16 protein-coding genes are annotated in these 15,719 nt (G+C 45.3%); 2 read left to right on the forward strand and 14 right to left on the reverse strand.

Going from position 1 to position 15,719, the window contains the following annotated elements; all coding sequences use genetic code 11:
• The 5 genes from ICN17_RS01790 to ICN17_RS01810 form a co-directional block, all read right to left on the reverse strand.
• Positions 1 to 957, reverse strand: a complete 957-nt coding sequence (locus ICN17_RS01790) for an aspartate carbamoyltransferase catalytic subunit (RefSeq protein ID WP_216235922.1) — start codon at positions 955 to 957, stop codon at positions 1 to 3.
• Complete coding sequence (gene pyrR / locus ICN17_RS01795) at positions 957 to 1,457, reverse strand: bifunctional pyr operon transcriptional regulator/uracil phosphoribosyltransferase PyrR (RefSeq protein WP_216235923.1); 501 nt, start codon at positions 1,455 to 1,457, stop codon at positions 957 to 959. The genes ICN17_RS01790 and pyrR overlap by 1 nt, the downstream gene beginning before the upstream one ends.
• 16 nt (positions 1,458 to 1,473) lie before the next feature.
• On the reverse strand, positions 1,474 to 1,884 hold the full coding sequence (gene ruvX / locus ICN17_RS01800) for a Holliday junction resolvase RuvX (protein WP_216235924.1): 411 nt from the start codon (positions 1,882 to 1,884) through the stop codon (positions 1,474 to 1,476).
• Positions 1,877 to 2,416 carry a YqgE/AlgH family protein gene (locus ICN17_RS01805; RefSeq protein ID WP_255538317.1) on the reverse strand — a complete coding sequence of 180 codons (540 nt, stop codon included), beginning with the start codon at positions 2,414 to 2,416 and terminating at the stop codon, positions 1,877 to 1,879. Before ICN17_RS01805 ends, ruvX begins: the two co-directional genes overlap by 8 nt.
• Positions 2,417 to 2,543: 127 nt before the next feature.
• Positions 2,544 to 3,344 carry a YdcF family protein gene (locus ICN17_RS01810; protein ID WP_216235926.1) on the reverse strand — a complete coding sequence of 267 codons (801 nt, stop codon included), beginning with the start codon at positions 3,342 to 3,344 and terminating at the stop codon, positions 2,544 to 2,546.
• Positions 3,345 to 3,419: 75 nt separating this feature from the next.
• Between ICN17_RS01810 and ICN17_RS01815 the strand changes: the two genes are divergently transcribed.
• Positions 3,420 to 4,895 (forward strand): deoxyribodipyrimidine photo-lyase, encoded by a 1,476-nt coding sequence (locus ICN17_RS01815; RefSeq protein ID WP_216235927.1) that lies wholly within the window; start codon positions 3,420 to 3,422, stop codon positions 4,893 to 4,895.
• A 34-nt stretch (positions 4,896 to 4,929) separates the two neighbouring features.
• Positions 4,930 to 5,769 (forward strand): symmetrical bis(5'-nucleosyl)-tetraphosphatase, encoded by an 840-nt coding sequence (locus ICN17_RS01820; RefSeq protein ID WP_216235928.1) that lies wholly within the window; start codon positions 4,930 to 4,932, stop codon positions 5,767 to 5,769.
• Positions 5,770 to 5,777: 8 nt separating this feature from the next.
• On the opposite strand, the gene hemL is transcribed toward ICN17_RS01820, so the two are convergent.
• The 9 genes from hemL to dapB form a co-directional block, all read right to left on the reverse strand.
• Positions 5,778 to 7,079: a glutamate-1-semialdehyde 2,1-aminomutase gene (hemL, locus tag ICN17_RS01825; RefSeq protein WP_216235929.1), complete on the reverse strand. Its 1,302-nt coding sequence runs from the start codon at positions 7,077 to 7,079 to the stop codon at positions 5,778 to 5,780.
• Positions 7,080 to 7,092: 13 nt separating this feature from the next.
• On the reverse strand, positions 7,093 to 7,263 hold the full coding sequence (locus ICN17_RS01830; protein WP_068947854.1) for a rubredoxin: 171 nt from the start codon (positions 7,261 to 7,263) through the stop codon (positions 7,093 to 7,095).
• 61 nt (positions 7,264 to 7,324) lie between these two features.
• A complete protein-coding gene (locus tag ICN17_RS01835; RefSeq protein WP_216235930.1) occupies positions 7,325 to 8,779 on the reverse strand; it encodes a class I SAM-dependent RNA methyltransferase in 1,455 nt (484 codons plus the stop codon).
• 46 nt (positions 8,780 to 8,825) lie between these two features.
• A complete protein-coding gene (locus ICN17_RS01840) occupies positions 8,826 to 9,251 on the reverse strand; it encodes a CopD family protein (RefSeq protein WP_216235931.1) in 426 nt (141 codons plus the stop codon).
• A gap of 5 nt (positions 9,252 to 9,256) precedes the next feature.
• Positions 9,257 to 10,534 carry a glutamate-5-semialdehyde dehydrogenase gene (locus tag ICN17_RS01845; RefSeq protein WP_216235932.1) on the reverse strand — a complete coding sequence of 426 codons (1,278 nt, stop codon included), beginning with the start codon at positions 10,532 to 10,534 and terminating at the stop codon, positions 9,257 to 9,259.
• 32 nt (positions 10,535 to 10,566) lie between these two features.
• A complete protein-coding gene (gene holA, locus ICN17_RS01850) occupies positions 10,567 to 11,628 on the reverse strand; it encodes a DNA polymerase III subunit delta (RefSeq protein ID WP_216235933.1) in 1,062 nt (353 codons plus the stop codon).
• 19 nt (positions 11,629 to 11,647) lie between these two features.
• Positions 11,648 to 12,175 carry an LPS assembly lipoprotein LptE gene (gene lptE / locus ICN17_RS01855; protein WP_216235934.1) on the reverse strand — a complete coding sequence of 176 codons (528 nt, stop codon included), beginning with the start codon at positions 12,173 to 12,175 and terminating at the stop codon, positions 11,648 to 11,650.
• A 15-nt stretch (positions 12,176 to 12,190) separates the two neighbouring features.
• Positions 12,191 to 14,863 (reverse strand): leucine--tRNA ligase, encoded by a 2,673-nt coding sequence (gene leuS, locus ICN17_RS01860; protein WP_216235935.1) that lies wholly within the window; start codon positions 14,861 to 14,863, stop codon positions 12,191 to 12,193.
• A gap of 49 nt (positions 14,864 to 14,912) precedes the next feature.
• A complete protein-coding gene (gene dapB, locus ICN17_RS01865) occupies positions 14,913 to 15,713 on the reverse strand; it encodes a 4-hydroxy-tetrahydrodipicolinate reductase (RefSeq protein WP_216236624.1) in 801 nt (266 codons plus the stop codon).
• Positions 15,714 to 15,719 lie beyond the last annotated feature (6 nt).

The raw sequence follows: 15,719 nt of genomic DNA on the forward strand, positions 1-15,719 counted from the left end.
TTAATTACCAGCAACAATTGACATCACGGCCATACGCACAGCAATCCCAAAAGTTACTTGGTTCAAAATAACAGATTGAGGACCATCCGCAACCGTTGAATCAATCTCAACTCCACGATTCATTGGCCCTGGATGCATAACTATCGCATCCGATTTAGCCAGAGCTAGGCGCGCAGGCGTTAAACCATATTGCTTAAAGAAGGCCTCTCCTTCGGGTACCTGCCCAGCTTCCATACGCTCTTTCTGGATACGCAATGTCATCACCACATCGACATCCTTCAGGCCCTCTTCCATGCTGTGATAAATCTTGACACCCAACATATCTAGATCGCTTGGCAGCAAGCTTTCAGGGCCAATAGCGCGAATCTCCTCGCAGCCCAATGTAGTCAGAGCATGAATATTAGATTTGGCCACCCTGCTATGCACAATGTCGCCAATAATCGCCACCTTCAAGCCTTTAAAATTCTGCTTAAAGTGACGCATCGTATACATATCCAGGAGGCCTTGGGTAGGATGTTGATTACTACCATCTCCAGCATTCACCACGTGCACGTGCGAAGGTACATGGTTCGCAATTTCAATTGGTGCTTTAGAAACGCTATGCCGTACTACAAAGATATCTGCTTGCATCGCCACTAAGTTATCAATCGTATCGAGAAGACTTTCGCCTTTAGCGGTAGATGAAGTAGAAATGTCTAAGTTAATAACATCAGCAGATAGACGTTTAGCAGCAATCTCAAAAGTGGTTCTTGTACGAGTTGAGTTTTCAAAGAAAAGATTGAAAACACTCTTACCGCGCAGCAAAGGAACTTTTCGAACTTCTCTAGAGGGGTCGGTAACACTGACAAACTGCTTAGCAGTATCCAGAATGTGTAGAATTTGCTCTTTAGGTAAACCCTCAAGAGTCAGAAGATGGGTTAACTCACCGGCTGAATTAAATTGATTCACCGCGCTCATTATTCACGCTCCTCAAGCAGAAAGCTGAACTTGCCAGCCGCATCTTTTTCTAATACTAAAATTTGTTGGTCTGGAACCTGAATTGCTTCCCCCACAAAATTTGCAGAGATAGGCAATTCACGTTTACCTCGATCGGCTAAGACCATTAACTCAACTTGGGCGGGTCGACCAAAGTCGAATAATTCATTCAATGCTGCTCTGACTGTTCTACCCGTAAGCAAGACATCGTCAATCAGAATAATATTTGCCCCATTCACATCAAATGGTAATTGAGTGGACATAGTGCTTGCCGTTCTCAAGGCAGTCATTCCTTTTTCTGCGTAATCATCCCGATGAAAGGCGACATTAATTACACCAAAGTGGGGCAGATTTAAATCTTTTGCTAAGCGCTCTGCAATCCATGCGCCACCCATAGCCAAACCAGCCAGCTCAAAAGGTCCGCATTGCATCCTGCTTTGCAAGTTTTCTAGTAATTTTTTGTATAAGGATTCAGCGTTCATTCTTTATATCCGGTGCTTATTTGTTTTCTGCAAAATACTGCTCCAAAATGAGCGCGGCAGAATGCGCATCTAGATTGTCGTGCATCTGAGGATCGCCCTCTAAAACTGCTGATGTATAGCGCTCATCCACCCAAATCACTGGTAAATTGAAGCGCCCGTGTAACTGATTGCCAAAGCGCTTAGCCCGAGCAGTCATTTCATGTTCAGCGCCATCAGGATGAATGGGAAGGCCCACGACAATCTGATCGGGTTGCCACTCTTTCAAAAGGCTTTCAAGCTCTTTAAACAGTCCATCTGCATTTGGAGCGGCAATAATCTTCAACGCCTGACTTGCTCTTGTCTCTGTATTGCCTACTGCCACACCAACCCGACGCGTTCCATAATCAAAAGCCAGTATCGTCATCGGCTTATTGATTGAGTCAGGCATGCCCTGCCTCCCCAGATAAATGCGAGGGATCAAAGCCTAAATGACTCATGGCCTTTTCATAGCGCTGACTTGAGGGCGTATCAAAAATAATATCGACCATTTGTTGGCGTGAGAGCGGTACATTCATCCACCCATTTAAAGTGATCTCTTCTTCAAGCTGTCCAGCACTCCATCCGGCATAGCCTAAGGTCATCAAAAACTTGCGGGGTCCATTTCCGATGGCAACAGCCTCCAAAACATCTTTAGAGGTCGTCATAGTTAATCCACCGGGGATAATTAATGAAGAGCTATAAGATGGGCTCGGAATAGATTCATGCAAAACAAAGCCGCGCTCTACCTGCACTGGACCACCAAAATACACTGGCTGATCTAATAAGGGTGTAATTTCTAATTTCAACTCAATCTTGTCAAATAAAGTTCCAAGATCCAATTCAGTTGGTCGATTCACCACCAAGCCCATTGCACCCCTATCAGTATGCTCAAAAAGATAGATCACAGACCTTGCAAAATTAGGATCGTCCATACCAGGCATGGCAACTAAAAATTGGTTTGCTAAATGGCTGGCTGAAAAAGAAATTGATGGTTCTGGCACAGACGCTGGGTCTGAAGCAGAGGGTGCTTTTTTAGCCGAAGTCATATCAGTCTATTTTACAGAATATCTAAATTTTTCCAGTAACCCAATACGCAAAAAGACCAATATATTCATGAGTCAGCTTATTCCAGTTTTGAGCCCCATCTACTAAATCAAATGCCGTCCACTGAGGACTCCTGGCAGTCTGGTAATCGACCGGAACAGCAAGGACCTCAATTCCCTGTTGATGGAAAATTAATGTAGACCGATACATATGGCTTGCTGAGGTAATTAAAAGCCATGGCTTTCCAGCTTTACCTTGCCCAATCTCGGCAATCATTGGTTTCATGAAAAGGACATTTTCATAGGTATTGCGGGATTGGTTTTCGTAATAACCTGGTCTATCCGCTAACCCTTGCTCTTTGATGAGCTGTTTGAATGCCTCGGCCTCAGATACGCCTTTTGGTGTAATGCGGCCAGAAAATCCACTAAAGATGAAAGGTAAGTCTGGGTACTTACGAATAAGCTCGAAAGCCTTAGTTACCCGCTCAGCAGAAGAATAAATAGAAATCTCACCACGCTCGGTTGCAATATTCCCTCCTTCTATTGCACCACCCAAAATGATAATGCCACCAAAATCATCTGGTGATAGTTTTTCAATATACGTCTTTGGAACGGCATCCTCAAGAGGTCTTAGCAATAGCTCAGATGCAGGTAGCCATCCGACAATCAGCAGATCTAGAAGAGCAAATACTAAAAAGTGCTTACAAAGATGGGGTTTTCTCAATCCTAAAAAGAGCAAGCCAAGGCAAACGAAAACAATGATCCAGTTCAGCGGCTCAATACAAAATTGCACCGCCTTCGAAAGAATAAAAAAGATCGTATCCATAATTACTATCGATCTTAACCCGTCTAGATATTCACCCTTCAGCAGCCCCCGCAAATTGGCCCTAATATAGGGGCTATGCAAAAAGCTCTGGTTTGGCTCCGTCGCGATCTTCGCCTATATGACAATGCCGCACTTTCCCACGCCCTAAAAGAGGCCAAACAGGTCTGGGTGAGCTTCATTTTTGATACTGACATTCTGAAGCCCCTGATCCAGGGAGAGCTAGATGCTAAAGGTTTAAAACACGAGCGCCGTGTTGATTTTATTTGGCAAGGTCTAAAACAAATTGATGAAGAGCTACGCACCATGGGCGGAGGTCTCATTGTTCGCTTTGGTAAACCCCTTGAATGCATTCCGCAGATTGCTAAAGAACTGGATGTTGATACTGTCTTTACCAATCATGATTACGAACCATCTGCGATTGCAAGGGATGAGTCTGTTAAAGCTGCATTACAAAAACTCAATATTCAGTTTGAAGATTTTAAAGATCAAGTAATTTTTGAGAAAAAAGAAATTCTTACCAACTCTAATACTGTTTTCTCCATCTTCACTCCTTATAAAAATAATTGGCTCAAGACGCTGCAAGAAAAAGATTTAGCTGCTCATGAATGCAAGGCTCGGCCAGGTCAATTTGCCGCTATTCCTAAAAAGCTAGACTCCCCACTCCCCTCCCTGGAATCGATGGGCTTTTGCCCTACTGGTATTGAAGCCTATTTGATGCCTGGCTCTGAGGGTGGGCAAGCATTTTTAGAAGACTTTCTTTCCCGCATTGATCAGTATCAAATTGGTAGAGACTTTCCCGCTATTAAAGGGGTCAGTTATTTATCAACCCATTTACGCTTTGGCATGCTCTCTATTAGAGGTCTGGTGCGCGAAGCACACCGTCGTATGCTAGCTGGAAGTATGGGCGCTACGATTTGGTTAAGCGAGCTCATTTGGCGCGATTTTTATTTCATGATTTTGGCTAACCATCCAAGGCTTGCTAAAGGTGCCTCATTTAAACCAGACTATGACAATATTGTTTGGGAAAGTGGCGCCAACGCTAAGAAACTCTTTGCAGCCTGGTGTGAAGGTAAGACAGGCTATCCACTAGTTGACGCAGCAATGCATCAACTCAACCAGAGTGGGTATATGCACAATCGCCTACGCATGGTGGTGGCCAGCTTTCTGACTAAAGATTTAGGTATTAACTGGCGCTGGGGCGAAGCTTATTTCGCGGAACATCTCAATGACTTTGAGCTCTCATCCAATAATGGCGGCTGGCAATGGGCCTCTTCGTCAGGTTGCGATGCCCAACCCTATTTCCGTATTTTCAATCCCATCACTCAATCAGAGAAATTTGATCCTGAAGGAAAATTCATCAGGCGCTATCTACCCCAACTTGAAAAGCTCTCAAAGAAATCGATTCATGCACCTTGGAAAGCTGGTCATATTGAGCTTGAAGCTGCTGGCATAGTCTTAGGCAGAGATTATCCCCTACCTGTTGTTGATCACGACGAAGCGCGTAAGAAAACTTTAGTGCGCTATAGCGTAGTAAAAAAAGTGAATGCGTAATCGTCTGAGGGATGCTTTTCCACTAAGATAAGAGATGAGCAAAATTTATGCTGTGGGCGATGTCCAAGGATGCGCCCCCTCACTTAAAGCCTTAGTAAAAAGTCTTCCTAAGAAATCCAAAATGATTTTTTTAGGGGATTTAGTTAATCGCGGGCCGAACTCTCTTGGCGCCCTAAGGCAACTCAAATCCTTACAAGAATCTGGCCGTGCTGAATGTATCTTAGGAAACCACGATCTTCATCTATTGGCGATTGATGCTGGCGTTCGCAATCCTAAAGGTTTAGATACAGTTGATGCCATTCTCAAAGCGCCTGATCGCAAAGAACTCATCAATTGGGTGCGTAATCGGCCGATGGCGCTCAGTAATGGCAAAGTGCTTACTGTGCATGCCGGCGTTCTCCCACAATGGGACTTACAGCAAACAATTGAATGTGCTCAAGAGGTTGAAAAAGCCCTGCGCAGTAAATCCTATAAGCAATTTTTAGCCAATATGTATGGCAATACTCCCAACCAATGGAGTAACTCGCTAAAAGGTTATGAGCGCCTACGTGTCATCACCAATGCGCTAACCCGTATGCGTTTTTGTACGCCAAGCGGTCAGATGGAGTTTGACAGCAAAGAAGGCTTAGAGAATGGTCCCAAGGGTTACATTCCCTGGTTTAAAGTACCTAAGCGCAAAACCGCTAACGCCCTCATCTATTTTGGTCATTGGTCTACCTTAGGATTATTACGACGCAATAATGTGATTGGCTTAGATACCGGATGCGTTTGGGGCGGAAAATTAACAGCCCTAGAAATTGCAGACTCCAATAAAGATTCGAAAAGCCTTGAGATTATTCAGGTGAATGGATATGACCATCCACTCAGAATGTAATTACTGGGTTAGAGCTTCTTAAATGAGTTCTCAGCTGCAGCAATGATGGCATTGACCACTTCATTATCATGCGCAATGGAGGTGAACCCAGCCTCGTAAGCTGATGGTGCAAGATACACACCCTCATCAAGCATCAGATGAAAAAATTTCTTGAATGCCTCAACATCTGATTTAGTCACCGCCTCGTAGGAAGTTGGTATCTGACTCGTAAAATAGAAACCAAACATACCGCCTTCGCTATCGACTGAAAATGGAATATTTGCCTTGTCAGCCGCTTGCTTCAAACCAGTCATGAGCTTTTGAGTTTGTCCGCCTAGGCATTCATAAAAACCATCTCTAGAAATAATCTCTAGACTCTTCAGGCCTGCCGCCACAGCCACTGGATTACCAGATAAAGTGCCTGCCTGGTAAACGCTACCTAATGGTGCAAGCTTTGACATGATTTCTTTTTTCCCGCCAAAAGCTGCCATGGGCATACCACCGCCCATAACTTTGCCTAAGCAAGTCAGGTCAGGGGTAATGCCTTGCAAAGACTGAGCACCGCCTAAGGCAACCCTAAAACCTGTCATTACTTCGTCGTAAATCAATACACTGCCATGCTTGCTTGTGAGATTACGAATCGCAGATAAAAATTCTTTGGAGGGCTTAATCAAATTCATATTGCCAGCAATAGGCTCTAAGATCACAGCAGCAATCTGATCACCCTGCTTCTTAAAGACTTCTTCAATCGCAGCTACATCGTTATATGGCAATACCAATGTGTGCTTTACCAAGTCTTGCGGTACACCTCCAGAGGATGGTGCGTTTTGAGTAGAGTCGGCAAAGGTTAATAAGCCAGAGCCCGCCTTAACCAGAAGACTGTCTGCATGGCCGTGATAACAGCCTTCAAATTTAATAATTAAGTCACGACCGGTATAGCCGCGCGCAAGACGGAGGGCGCTCATTGTTGCCTCGGTACCGCTCGAAACCATGCGGACCTGCTCAACGCTAGGCATTACGGCGCAAATACGCTCTGCTAATTCAATCTCGCCCTCGGTTGGAGCGCCATAACTAAAACTGGTTTCTGCCGCTTTTTGTACTGCCTCGACAACTTCTGGGTTTGCATGCCCAACAATCATAGGGCCCCAAGACATAATCAAATCAATGTAACGCTTATTGTTGGCATCCCAAAAATAAGGGCCTTTGGCTTTAGTAACAAAACGGGGTGTACCACCCACCTGACGAAATGCCCTCACCGGTGAGTTCACGCCACCCGGAATTGTCTTTTGAGCACGCTCAAATAAAATCTCGTTTTGATCTACCTTTGCCATTATGAGTTCCTAATTAAATCGCCATCATTTCAAAATCATCCTTACGGGCACCACATTCTGGACAGGTCCAATTCATTGGCACATCTTTCCAGAGGGTCCCTGGAGCAATGCCCTCATCAGGCAAGCCGGCCGCCTCATCATAGACCCAACCACAGATCAGACACATATAGGTTTTAAATTCCATTGCATTACTCTCCGCTCTATTTCTTTAGGATTTAATCACTAGTAGCTTTATTTTAAAGTGCTTAGTCTTCACTCGAAGAAGGCCGCTTTGAATGCATCTCAAACTTAAATAAACGGCACTCTAGTGGGCCATTAAATAATGGGGTACGCTTAGATTCCTTAATACGCAACTGTCCAGGCAAAGCCATATCGGCAGTCAATACAAAGACATTCCATCCACCAAAAGTATCTTTCAGGTGTTGGCCAAATTGGCGTAAGAACTCTACAAACTTAGGATCTTGCTCCTCTTGGGCTTGAAGCTTCTTCAAAGACTCGCGGCTAGATCGCTTGGCACTCTGACGGCCTGTTTCTAAGTTCATCTCAAAACGATTCTCTGGTTCAGCACCATACTCGACATCACTAGAGTCACGATCCTGTGTGCCGCCACCTCTACCGCCTTTAATGACAAGACGCTCACCATAAGGCGGGTTTAATAACATCACGCCTTGCTGAGCATTCATTGGGGGCTTACTTGCTAGAGCATCAACCTGACGTACCAGCGGTTGATCTGGCAACTGCGCTCTTTGCCAATTACCCCTAAACATGGAGACTAATTTTTCATTGATATCTCCGCCACTAATTTTTAAGGAATCTACATCTGGATATTGCTTACGCTTTTCTAGCATTTGCGCCAGTGCAGCTTCTTTCAAACTACCCCAGCGCTTTTGCTCAGCCGCTTCATTAAAGGGCTTCAGTCTCTGAAAGCTAAAGCCGTTTGCAGATGTGACGAGTGGGCGATAAGCTAATCTACTAGGCTTGGCATCATCGCCATACATTCCCGCCCGAATCGCTCCCGGCGGAATAGAGAGTGCCATTTGAGCAGCCTCAATCAAAAATGTACCGCTACCGCACATTGGATCAAATAAAGACTGGCCAGGCTTCCAAGCAGTGATCGATAAAATACCGGCAGCTAAGTTTTCTTTAAGAGGTGCATCGCCCTTTTCATCCCGCCAACCGCGCTTAAAGAGAGCCTCGCCGGAAGTATCTAAGTAAATGGTAATTTGGGTTGCAGTTAAGTGCGCCTGAACACGCACATCTGGAAAGGCTGTATCAATACTGGGACGATCACCAGTAACATCTCGTAAGCGATCTACGATGGCATCTTTAATTTTGAGCGTCGCAAAGTTCAAACTTTTTAGCGGAGAGCGGTGGGCAGTAACATCAACCCGCAAGGTTTGTTTAGAGGTAAACCAATCTTCCCAGGCTAAGCCGCTAGCCAATTTATAAAGGTCCTCTTCTTGCCTATAAGGTGCTTGTGCCATTTGCAACAAAACACGGCTTGCAATTCTGGAATGTAAATTCAAGGCCATGGCCGCAGAAATCGGCGCTGCAAGACCAATACCCCCTGTTGGGCTAGTTGGTGTTGGATCAATCACCCAAGTACCTAGCGCCTTAGAATCCGGGCGTGCGGCAATCTCTGCAAGCTCCCGAGCCAGCGGTACTTCTAAACCGCCTGGACAAACAACAAAAAATCTCATGGGGCTAACAATCTAAAAAGGGTAATCAGGAAAAATAGGATCGTACTTAGGGCTTAAACAGAACTAGCGCAACAACAATCACTAGCAAAATGACTGGTACTTCATTAAACCAGCGATACCAAACACCAGACTTTATATTCACTCCAGCACGAAATTTCTTGAGCAAACCATAGCATGCGTGGTGATAGCCGATGATTAATAAAACAAAAAATAACTTCGCATGCATCCAGATATCGCCAGCACCAATCCCAAAATACAGCCAGAGTATTAAGCCAAGTAGAACAGCTGGCACAGCCAAGATAGTCATGAATCGAAAGAGGCGATCGGCCATACCTATAAGGCGTACATGAGCATCTATATTTTTCTCATCAGCCAAGTTCACGAAGATGCGTGGTAGATAAAACAGGCCCGCAAACCATGAAGTAATCAAGACAATATGGAAAGTTTTAATCCAGAGATAAGCGTTCGTCATATTTTTTAAGTACGAATCTCGCCATGACCCATGACGATATATTTCAGTGAGGTTAAGCCATCTAGACCAACTGGTCCACGGGCATGCAACTTGTCATTCGAGATACCAATTTCGGCGCCCAAACCATATTCAAAGCCATCCGCAAAGCGCGTACTGGCATTCACCATCACGCTAGCACTATCGACCTCACGCAAGAAACGATCTGCTTGCTCCTTGTTATTGGTAATAATCGCATCGGTATGCTTACTGCCATAACGCTCGATATGATTCATGGCTTCATCGATATCGGCCACAGTCTTGATTGACAAAATAGGGGCTAAATATTCTGTTTGCCAATCTTCTTCAGTAGCATCCACTAGATTCTGAAAACTATTTTCTTCAAGTATTTTGCGTGTTAAAGCATCAACACGTAACTCCACACCCTTGTCTTGATAAATCTTACAAAGCGTAGGTAGTACTTTTTGTCCAACAGCTAGATTCACTAAGAGTGTTTCCATTGCATTACATGGCGCATAACGCTGAGTTTTAGCGTTGTCACACACCTTAATTGCCATGGCAATGTCTGCATCGGCATCAATATAGGTATGGCAGATGCCATCTAGATGCTTGATCATTGGCACACGTGCTTCGGCCATCAAGCGTGCAATCAAACTCTTGCCGCCCCGTGGCACGATCACGTCAATGTATTGAGTCATCGTGATCATTTCGCCAACAGCGCTTCGGTCAATTGTACCGACTACCTGAACAGCGTCTTTAGGAAGATTCGCTGCAGCCAAACCCTCTTGAATAATTTGGGCCAGCAAAGTATTGGAATCAATTGCCTCGGAGCCGCCTCGTAAGATCACCGCATTGCCTGATTTCAGACAAAGTGCCGCTGCATCAATGGTGACGTTTGGACGTGACTCATAAATGATGCCAATGACACCTAGTGGAACACGCATTTGACCAATTTCAATGCCGGAGGCTTGCTTTTGAAAAGCGGAAACTTTTCCAATCGGATCATCTAGCGAAACGATTTGCTCGAGACCTAAAGCCATAGTTTCAATAGTCTTTGGAGTCATCGTGAGCCGATCTACAAATGCGGCATCTTGACCATTTGCTTTTGCGCGCTCTACATCTTGTAAATTGACTTTCTCAATATCACCTGCTTTTTGGCGGATAAGCTTTGCAATATGTAGGAGGGCCTGATTCTTTTGCTCAGAAGATGCTCGCGCCATCGCACGCGATGCGCTACGTGCCCGCCTGCCGATATCTTGCATCATCTCTTGAATATTTAAAGTCATCCCTGTACTCATATTTCTAGCTTCCTAAACCATTACCGTAATAAATTTCCCAGCAAGCGCAAACCATCCCATGGGTCTGCCGGTAACTCTGCTGCATGTAGACCTTTGGACTGTCGATCTAAACCTGCTGCAAGTTGCATTGCTCTGCGCAACTTGAGCGGTTGCACCCTTCTAATAGCCGCTGGGTATAAACGCTCTTTATTGCCCCAAATCCGATTAGCCCGCATGAGCTGTTGAACAGACTCCCCAGCATCACTCGCAGCCTTTAATTTAGATAGTAGCCTAAGCTCTTCAGTTACGCTCCACAAAATGAGTACCAAAGGCTCGCCCTCGCCTTTTAAGCCGTCTAACATACGATTTAACCTTGGTAAATCGCCAGCAAGCATGGCTTCGGTTAATTCAAAAACGTTATAACGAGCCACCTTCAAAATAGAAGATCGAATTTGCTCTTCAGTTAGCTTGCCCTCGGGATATAGCAACCCCAATTTCAATATTTCTTGATGGGCGGCAATGAGATTACCCTCAACCTGATCGGCAATAAATTCCAAAGCGCGCTGACCCTGGGGCCCAGCTTCAACTTCTTGACTTTGCTTCTTGAGTCGACCAGCAATCCATTGCGGCAAATGACTGCGATCCAAGGTATCCACCTGAATAGCCATACCAGCATCATCAAGTGCACTAAACCAGCCAGAAGTTTTCGTTTTTCCATCCAGTCTAGGCAGCACAATACAAACCACTGTATCTGGGCCATTTGCACCATCTTGCTGAGAAGCGATTTGTGCAGCGAATTGTTTTAAAGCATCTGCCCCATCTCGACCCGGCTTACCAGTTGGAATACGTAACTCTACCCAGCGCTTATCACCAAACAAGGACATTGTTTGGCCAGCATTCATGAGGGCGCCCCAATCAAACCCACGCTCTTGTACAAAAACTTCACGATCAGTAAATCCCAATCTTTTAGCGGCTGTACGCAACTGATCCATTGCCTCCATCATCAATAGCGGCTCATCACCACTAAAAACATAGAGCGGCAACATAGTAGCGCCAGAACTTAATGATTTGAGATGCGTTTGTAAGGCATCAACTTTCACCATGGCAGTTCTCTATCTATCCCTAGAAAGATCTTGCTTGTGGATTTTTGGCGGCAGCAGCAATACGACGCAATATCTGTACAGCCAGATCTTTGCGCATTAATGTCAAAAATTGCTGCTGCTGAACATCGGTTGCTAACACAGTGGTATTCGAGAAGTCCATATCTCTAGTGATATAAATCTCGCTTTCAGGAACAATCTCTCCACCAGCAATGTCATAGACTCTAAACATGACCCGAATAGTTAAGCGATATGCCGAAATCTGACCGTTGGAACTATAGGCCAATATTTCTCTGCCGTTAACTTCATTACTGATATCTAAAATTAAATCGGCATCTTTAGGATTAATCGCAACCTTGACATCGGTCCCAGTCAAAATCGCAGTTTGCAAATCACCACGCAAGGGAGGTGAGGGATTGCCTGTGATTGCAATTGCCTTAAAGGGCAAATCAACCATTCCACGTATGCGGTAACCGCAGGCAATCAAGCCACTTATGGGAGCAGTAACAATGAAGCCAATTAAGGCACGTCGAAGATGATTTGCGCTCATGTATTTATTTTCTAGTTAGGCCACTATATTGACTAGACGTCCTGGAACAACAATCACCTTCTTTGGCAACCCGCCATTAAGCGCCTTCGTTGCCGGCTCGCTTTGCAATGCCAAAATTTCGATCTGCTCTTTACCAGCATCTGCTGGAACTCGAATATCACCCCGCAACTTGCCATTAATTTGTAGCATTAAGGTGATTTCAGTTTGAACTAATGCAGCTTCATCAACCTCAGGCCAAGGCGCATCCAGAAGAGGCCCAAAGGTCTTGGCATATCCCATGTCTTTCCAAAGCACATGCGTTAAATGTGGAACTACCGGATATAGAATTCTCAACAAGACACTTAAGCACTCACGTAGGACTGGAGCAGAAATAGCAGTATCTTGACCTAACTTAATTGGTTCAAGCACGTTCAGCATTTTCATCGCTGCAGAAACTACAGTGTTGTATTGGCGACGTTGATAGTCAAAGTTAGCCTGCTTCAGAATAGTATGCACTTCGCGACGCAGCCCTTTTTCAGCATCGCTCAAATCACTAGGGACAGAATCTTGCGCATTACGAATAGCGTCAGCCTGACTGCTCGAGTACATCCAAACCCGACGCAAAAAGCGAGAGGCCCCATCAACACCAGCGCCAGACCACTCTAACTGCTGTTCTGGTGGCGCTGCGAACATCACAAATAAACGCGCAGTATCAGCACCGTAACCATCAATCAGCTCTTGAGGGTCAACGCCATTATTTTTACTCTTAGACATCTTTTCAACACCGCCAACCACCACTGGAGTGTTTGATGTATCACCTCTTAATTTCGCGCCCTTAGGTCGACCTTTTTCATCGAGATCTAATTCAACATCCAAGGGGTTTAACCAGGTCTTTTTGCCAGAAGAATCTTCAGAGTAATACGTTTCATTGAGCACCATGCCTTGAGTCAATAAATTCCGGAAAGGCTCATCAAAAGTAATGAGCTTGAGGTCACGCATGACTTTTGTCCAGAAACGTGCGTAGAGCAAATGCAAGATAGCATGCTCAATGCCACCAATGTATTGATCCATTGGCATCCAATATTCATTGCGCTCGTCCACCATACTTTTTGCATTAGGGCCGGTATAGCGCATGAAATACCAAGAAGAGTCTACAAAGGTATCCATCGTGTCAGTCTCACGACGCGCAGGCTTGCCGCACTTCGGACACTTCACATTGAGAAAATCTGCACGCTTATTGAGTGGATTGCCGCTGCCATCTGGCACGCAGTCCTCTGGCAATACCACGGGTAAATCGGATTCTGGAACAGGCACGGCACCGCAACCGGAATTTGCATCATCACCACAATGAACAATCGGAATTGGAGTACCCCAATAGCGCTGACGAGAAATTCCCCAATCACGCAAACGATAGGTGGTCTTGATTTCACCAATACCCATCTTCTCTAAATCTTGATCGACTGCACTGACAGCCTCTTCGTGTGAAAGACCGTCATATTTACCGCTATTGAAACAAATGACACCTTCTTTTTGGGCATACCAATCATCCCAGCGGCTTGCATTAAATATTGGTGACTCACCCTTAAGAGCAATCACTTGCTTGATCGGCAAATCGTACTTGAGTGCAAAGGCAAAATCACGCTCGTCGTGAGCAGGTACGCCCATCACTGCGCCATCGCCATAAGACATCAATACATAATTACCTACCCAAACAGGCACTGGCTCATTTGTTAAGGGATGGGTGACATAGAGGCCTGTAAACATTCCCTCTTTTTCTTGAGTTGCCAGGTCAGCCTCAATCACGCTACCAGTTTTGCATTTCTCAATGAACGCAGCGAGTGCTGGATTATGAGCGGCTGCTTTTGTTGCCAATGGATGCTCTGCAGCAACGGCACAAAATGTAACACCCATAATGGTATCAGCGCGAGTCGTGAAGACGTACAGCAGGCCATCCTGAATAAAGTTGCCATGGTCATCGGCGATCTCATGCTTAAACGCAAAACGCACGCCACGACTTTTGCCAATCCAATTTTGCTGCATGGTTTTGACGCGCTCAGGCCAACCCAAGCCATCTAAACCAGAAAGCAATTGCTCTGCGTAGGCAGTAATGTTGAAGTAATAGCCCGGAATTTCGCGTTTTTCAACTAAAGCGCCAGAGCGCCAGCCGCGGCCATCGATCACCTGTTCATTTGCTAACACAGTTTGATCAATCGGATCCCAATTCACTACCTGTGTCTTACGGTACGCAATTCCTTTTTCTAACATCTTCAAAAACAGCCATTGGTTCCAGCGATAGTAATCCGGACTACAAGTAGCCACTTCACGTGACCAATCAATGGCCAAGCCCATCGCAGCCATTTGCTTTTTCATATAAGCAATGTTGTCGTAGGTCCACTTTGCTGGCGGTACTTTATTCTGAATCGCAGCATTTTCAGCAGGCATTCCAAAGGCATCCCAACCCATGGGCATTAAAACGTTATAACCCTGCATACGAAGCTGACGAGCCATCACGTCATTGATGGTGTAGTTACGCACATGTCCCATGTGCAACTTGCCAGATGGGTAAGGCAACATAGAGCAAGCGTAATACTTTGGCTTTTTCTTGCCAGCCGAATCTACAGCGTTTTCAGATACTTGATAGACTTGCGCACTTTCCCAATCAGCCTGTGCTGCCGCTTCAATACTGCGGTAGTCGTAATCCTTACTCATTCAAGACAACTCTTTTCTTCTATTTTTAGTTATTCGTTAATACTGGATGCTATTTACGCAAACTCAGAACGTCTTGCATGTCATACAGGCCAGCATTTTGGGTTTGCAAGAAGCGCGCGGCACGCAAGGAGCCTTGAGCATAGGATTGGCGGCTAGAGGACTTATGGCTAATTTCAATACGCTCACCATCTCCGGCAAATAGAACCGTGTGATCCCCAACAATATCGCCACCACGAATGGTTGCAAATCCAATGGATCCTTCTTTGCGCTCACCAGTGTGACCTTCACGAGCATAGACAGCAAGGTCGCCTAACTTTTCTCCCAAAGCATCGGCAATAACCTCACCCATCTTCAGCGCAGTTCCCGAAGGAGCATCAACTTTATGGCGATGATGAGCTTCAATAATTTCAATGTCATAACCTTGATTAAGCATCTTCGCTGCAATCTCAAGTAACTTGAATGTGGCATTAACGCCAACACTCATATTGGGAGCAAACACAATCGCCAGCTTGGTAGAGGCCTTTTTGAGGCTCGCAATTTGTTCAGTACCCAAACCCGTTGTACCAATAATCATTTTGGTACCAGTTTTCTCTGCAATAGCTAAATGGGCCATCGTCCCTTCAGGCCTGGTGAAGTCTATTAAAAATTGAGCGCCTGCTAAAACCTGGGAAACGTCAGCTGAAATGATGACTCCGGTTTTTTTTCCTAAGAATGCGCCAGCATCCTCGCCTAACTGAGGAGAAGACGTATGCTCAAGTGCGCCAACCAATTGGGCATCAGGCGTATTTAGCACGGCCTCAATCAACATCTTTCCCATGCGACCAGTTGCTCCAGCAATTGCGATCTTCATCATTTA

Source organism: Polynucleobacter sp. 73C-SIWE, assembly GCF_018882465.1.
Lineage (GTDB): Bacteria > Pseudomonadota > Gammaproteobacteria > Burkholderiales > Burkholderiaceae > Polynucleobacter.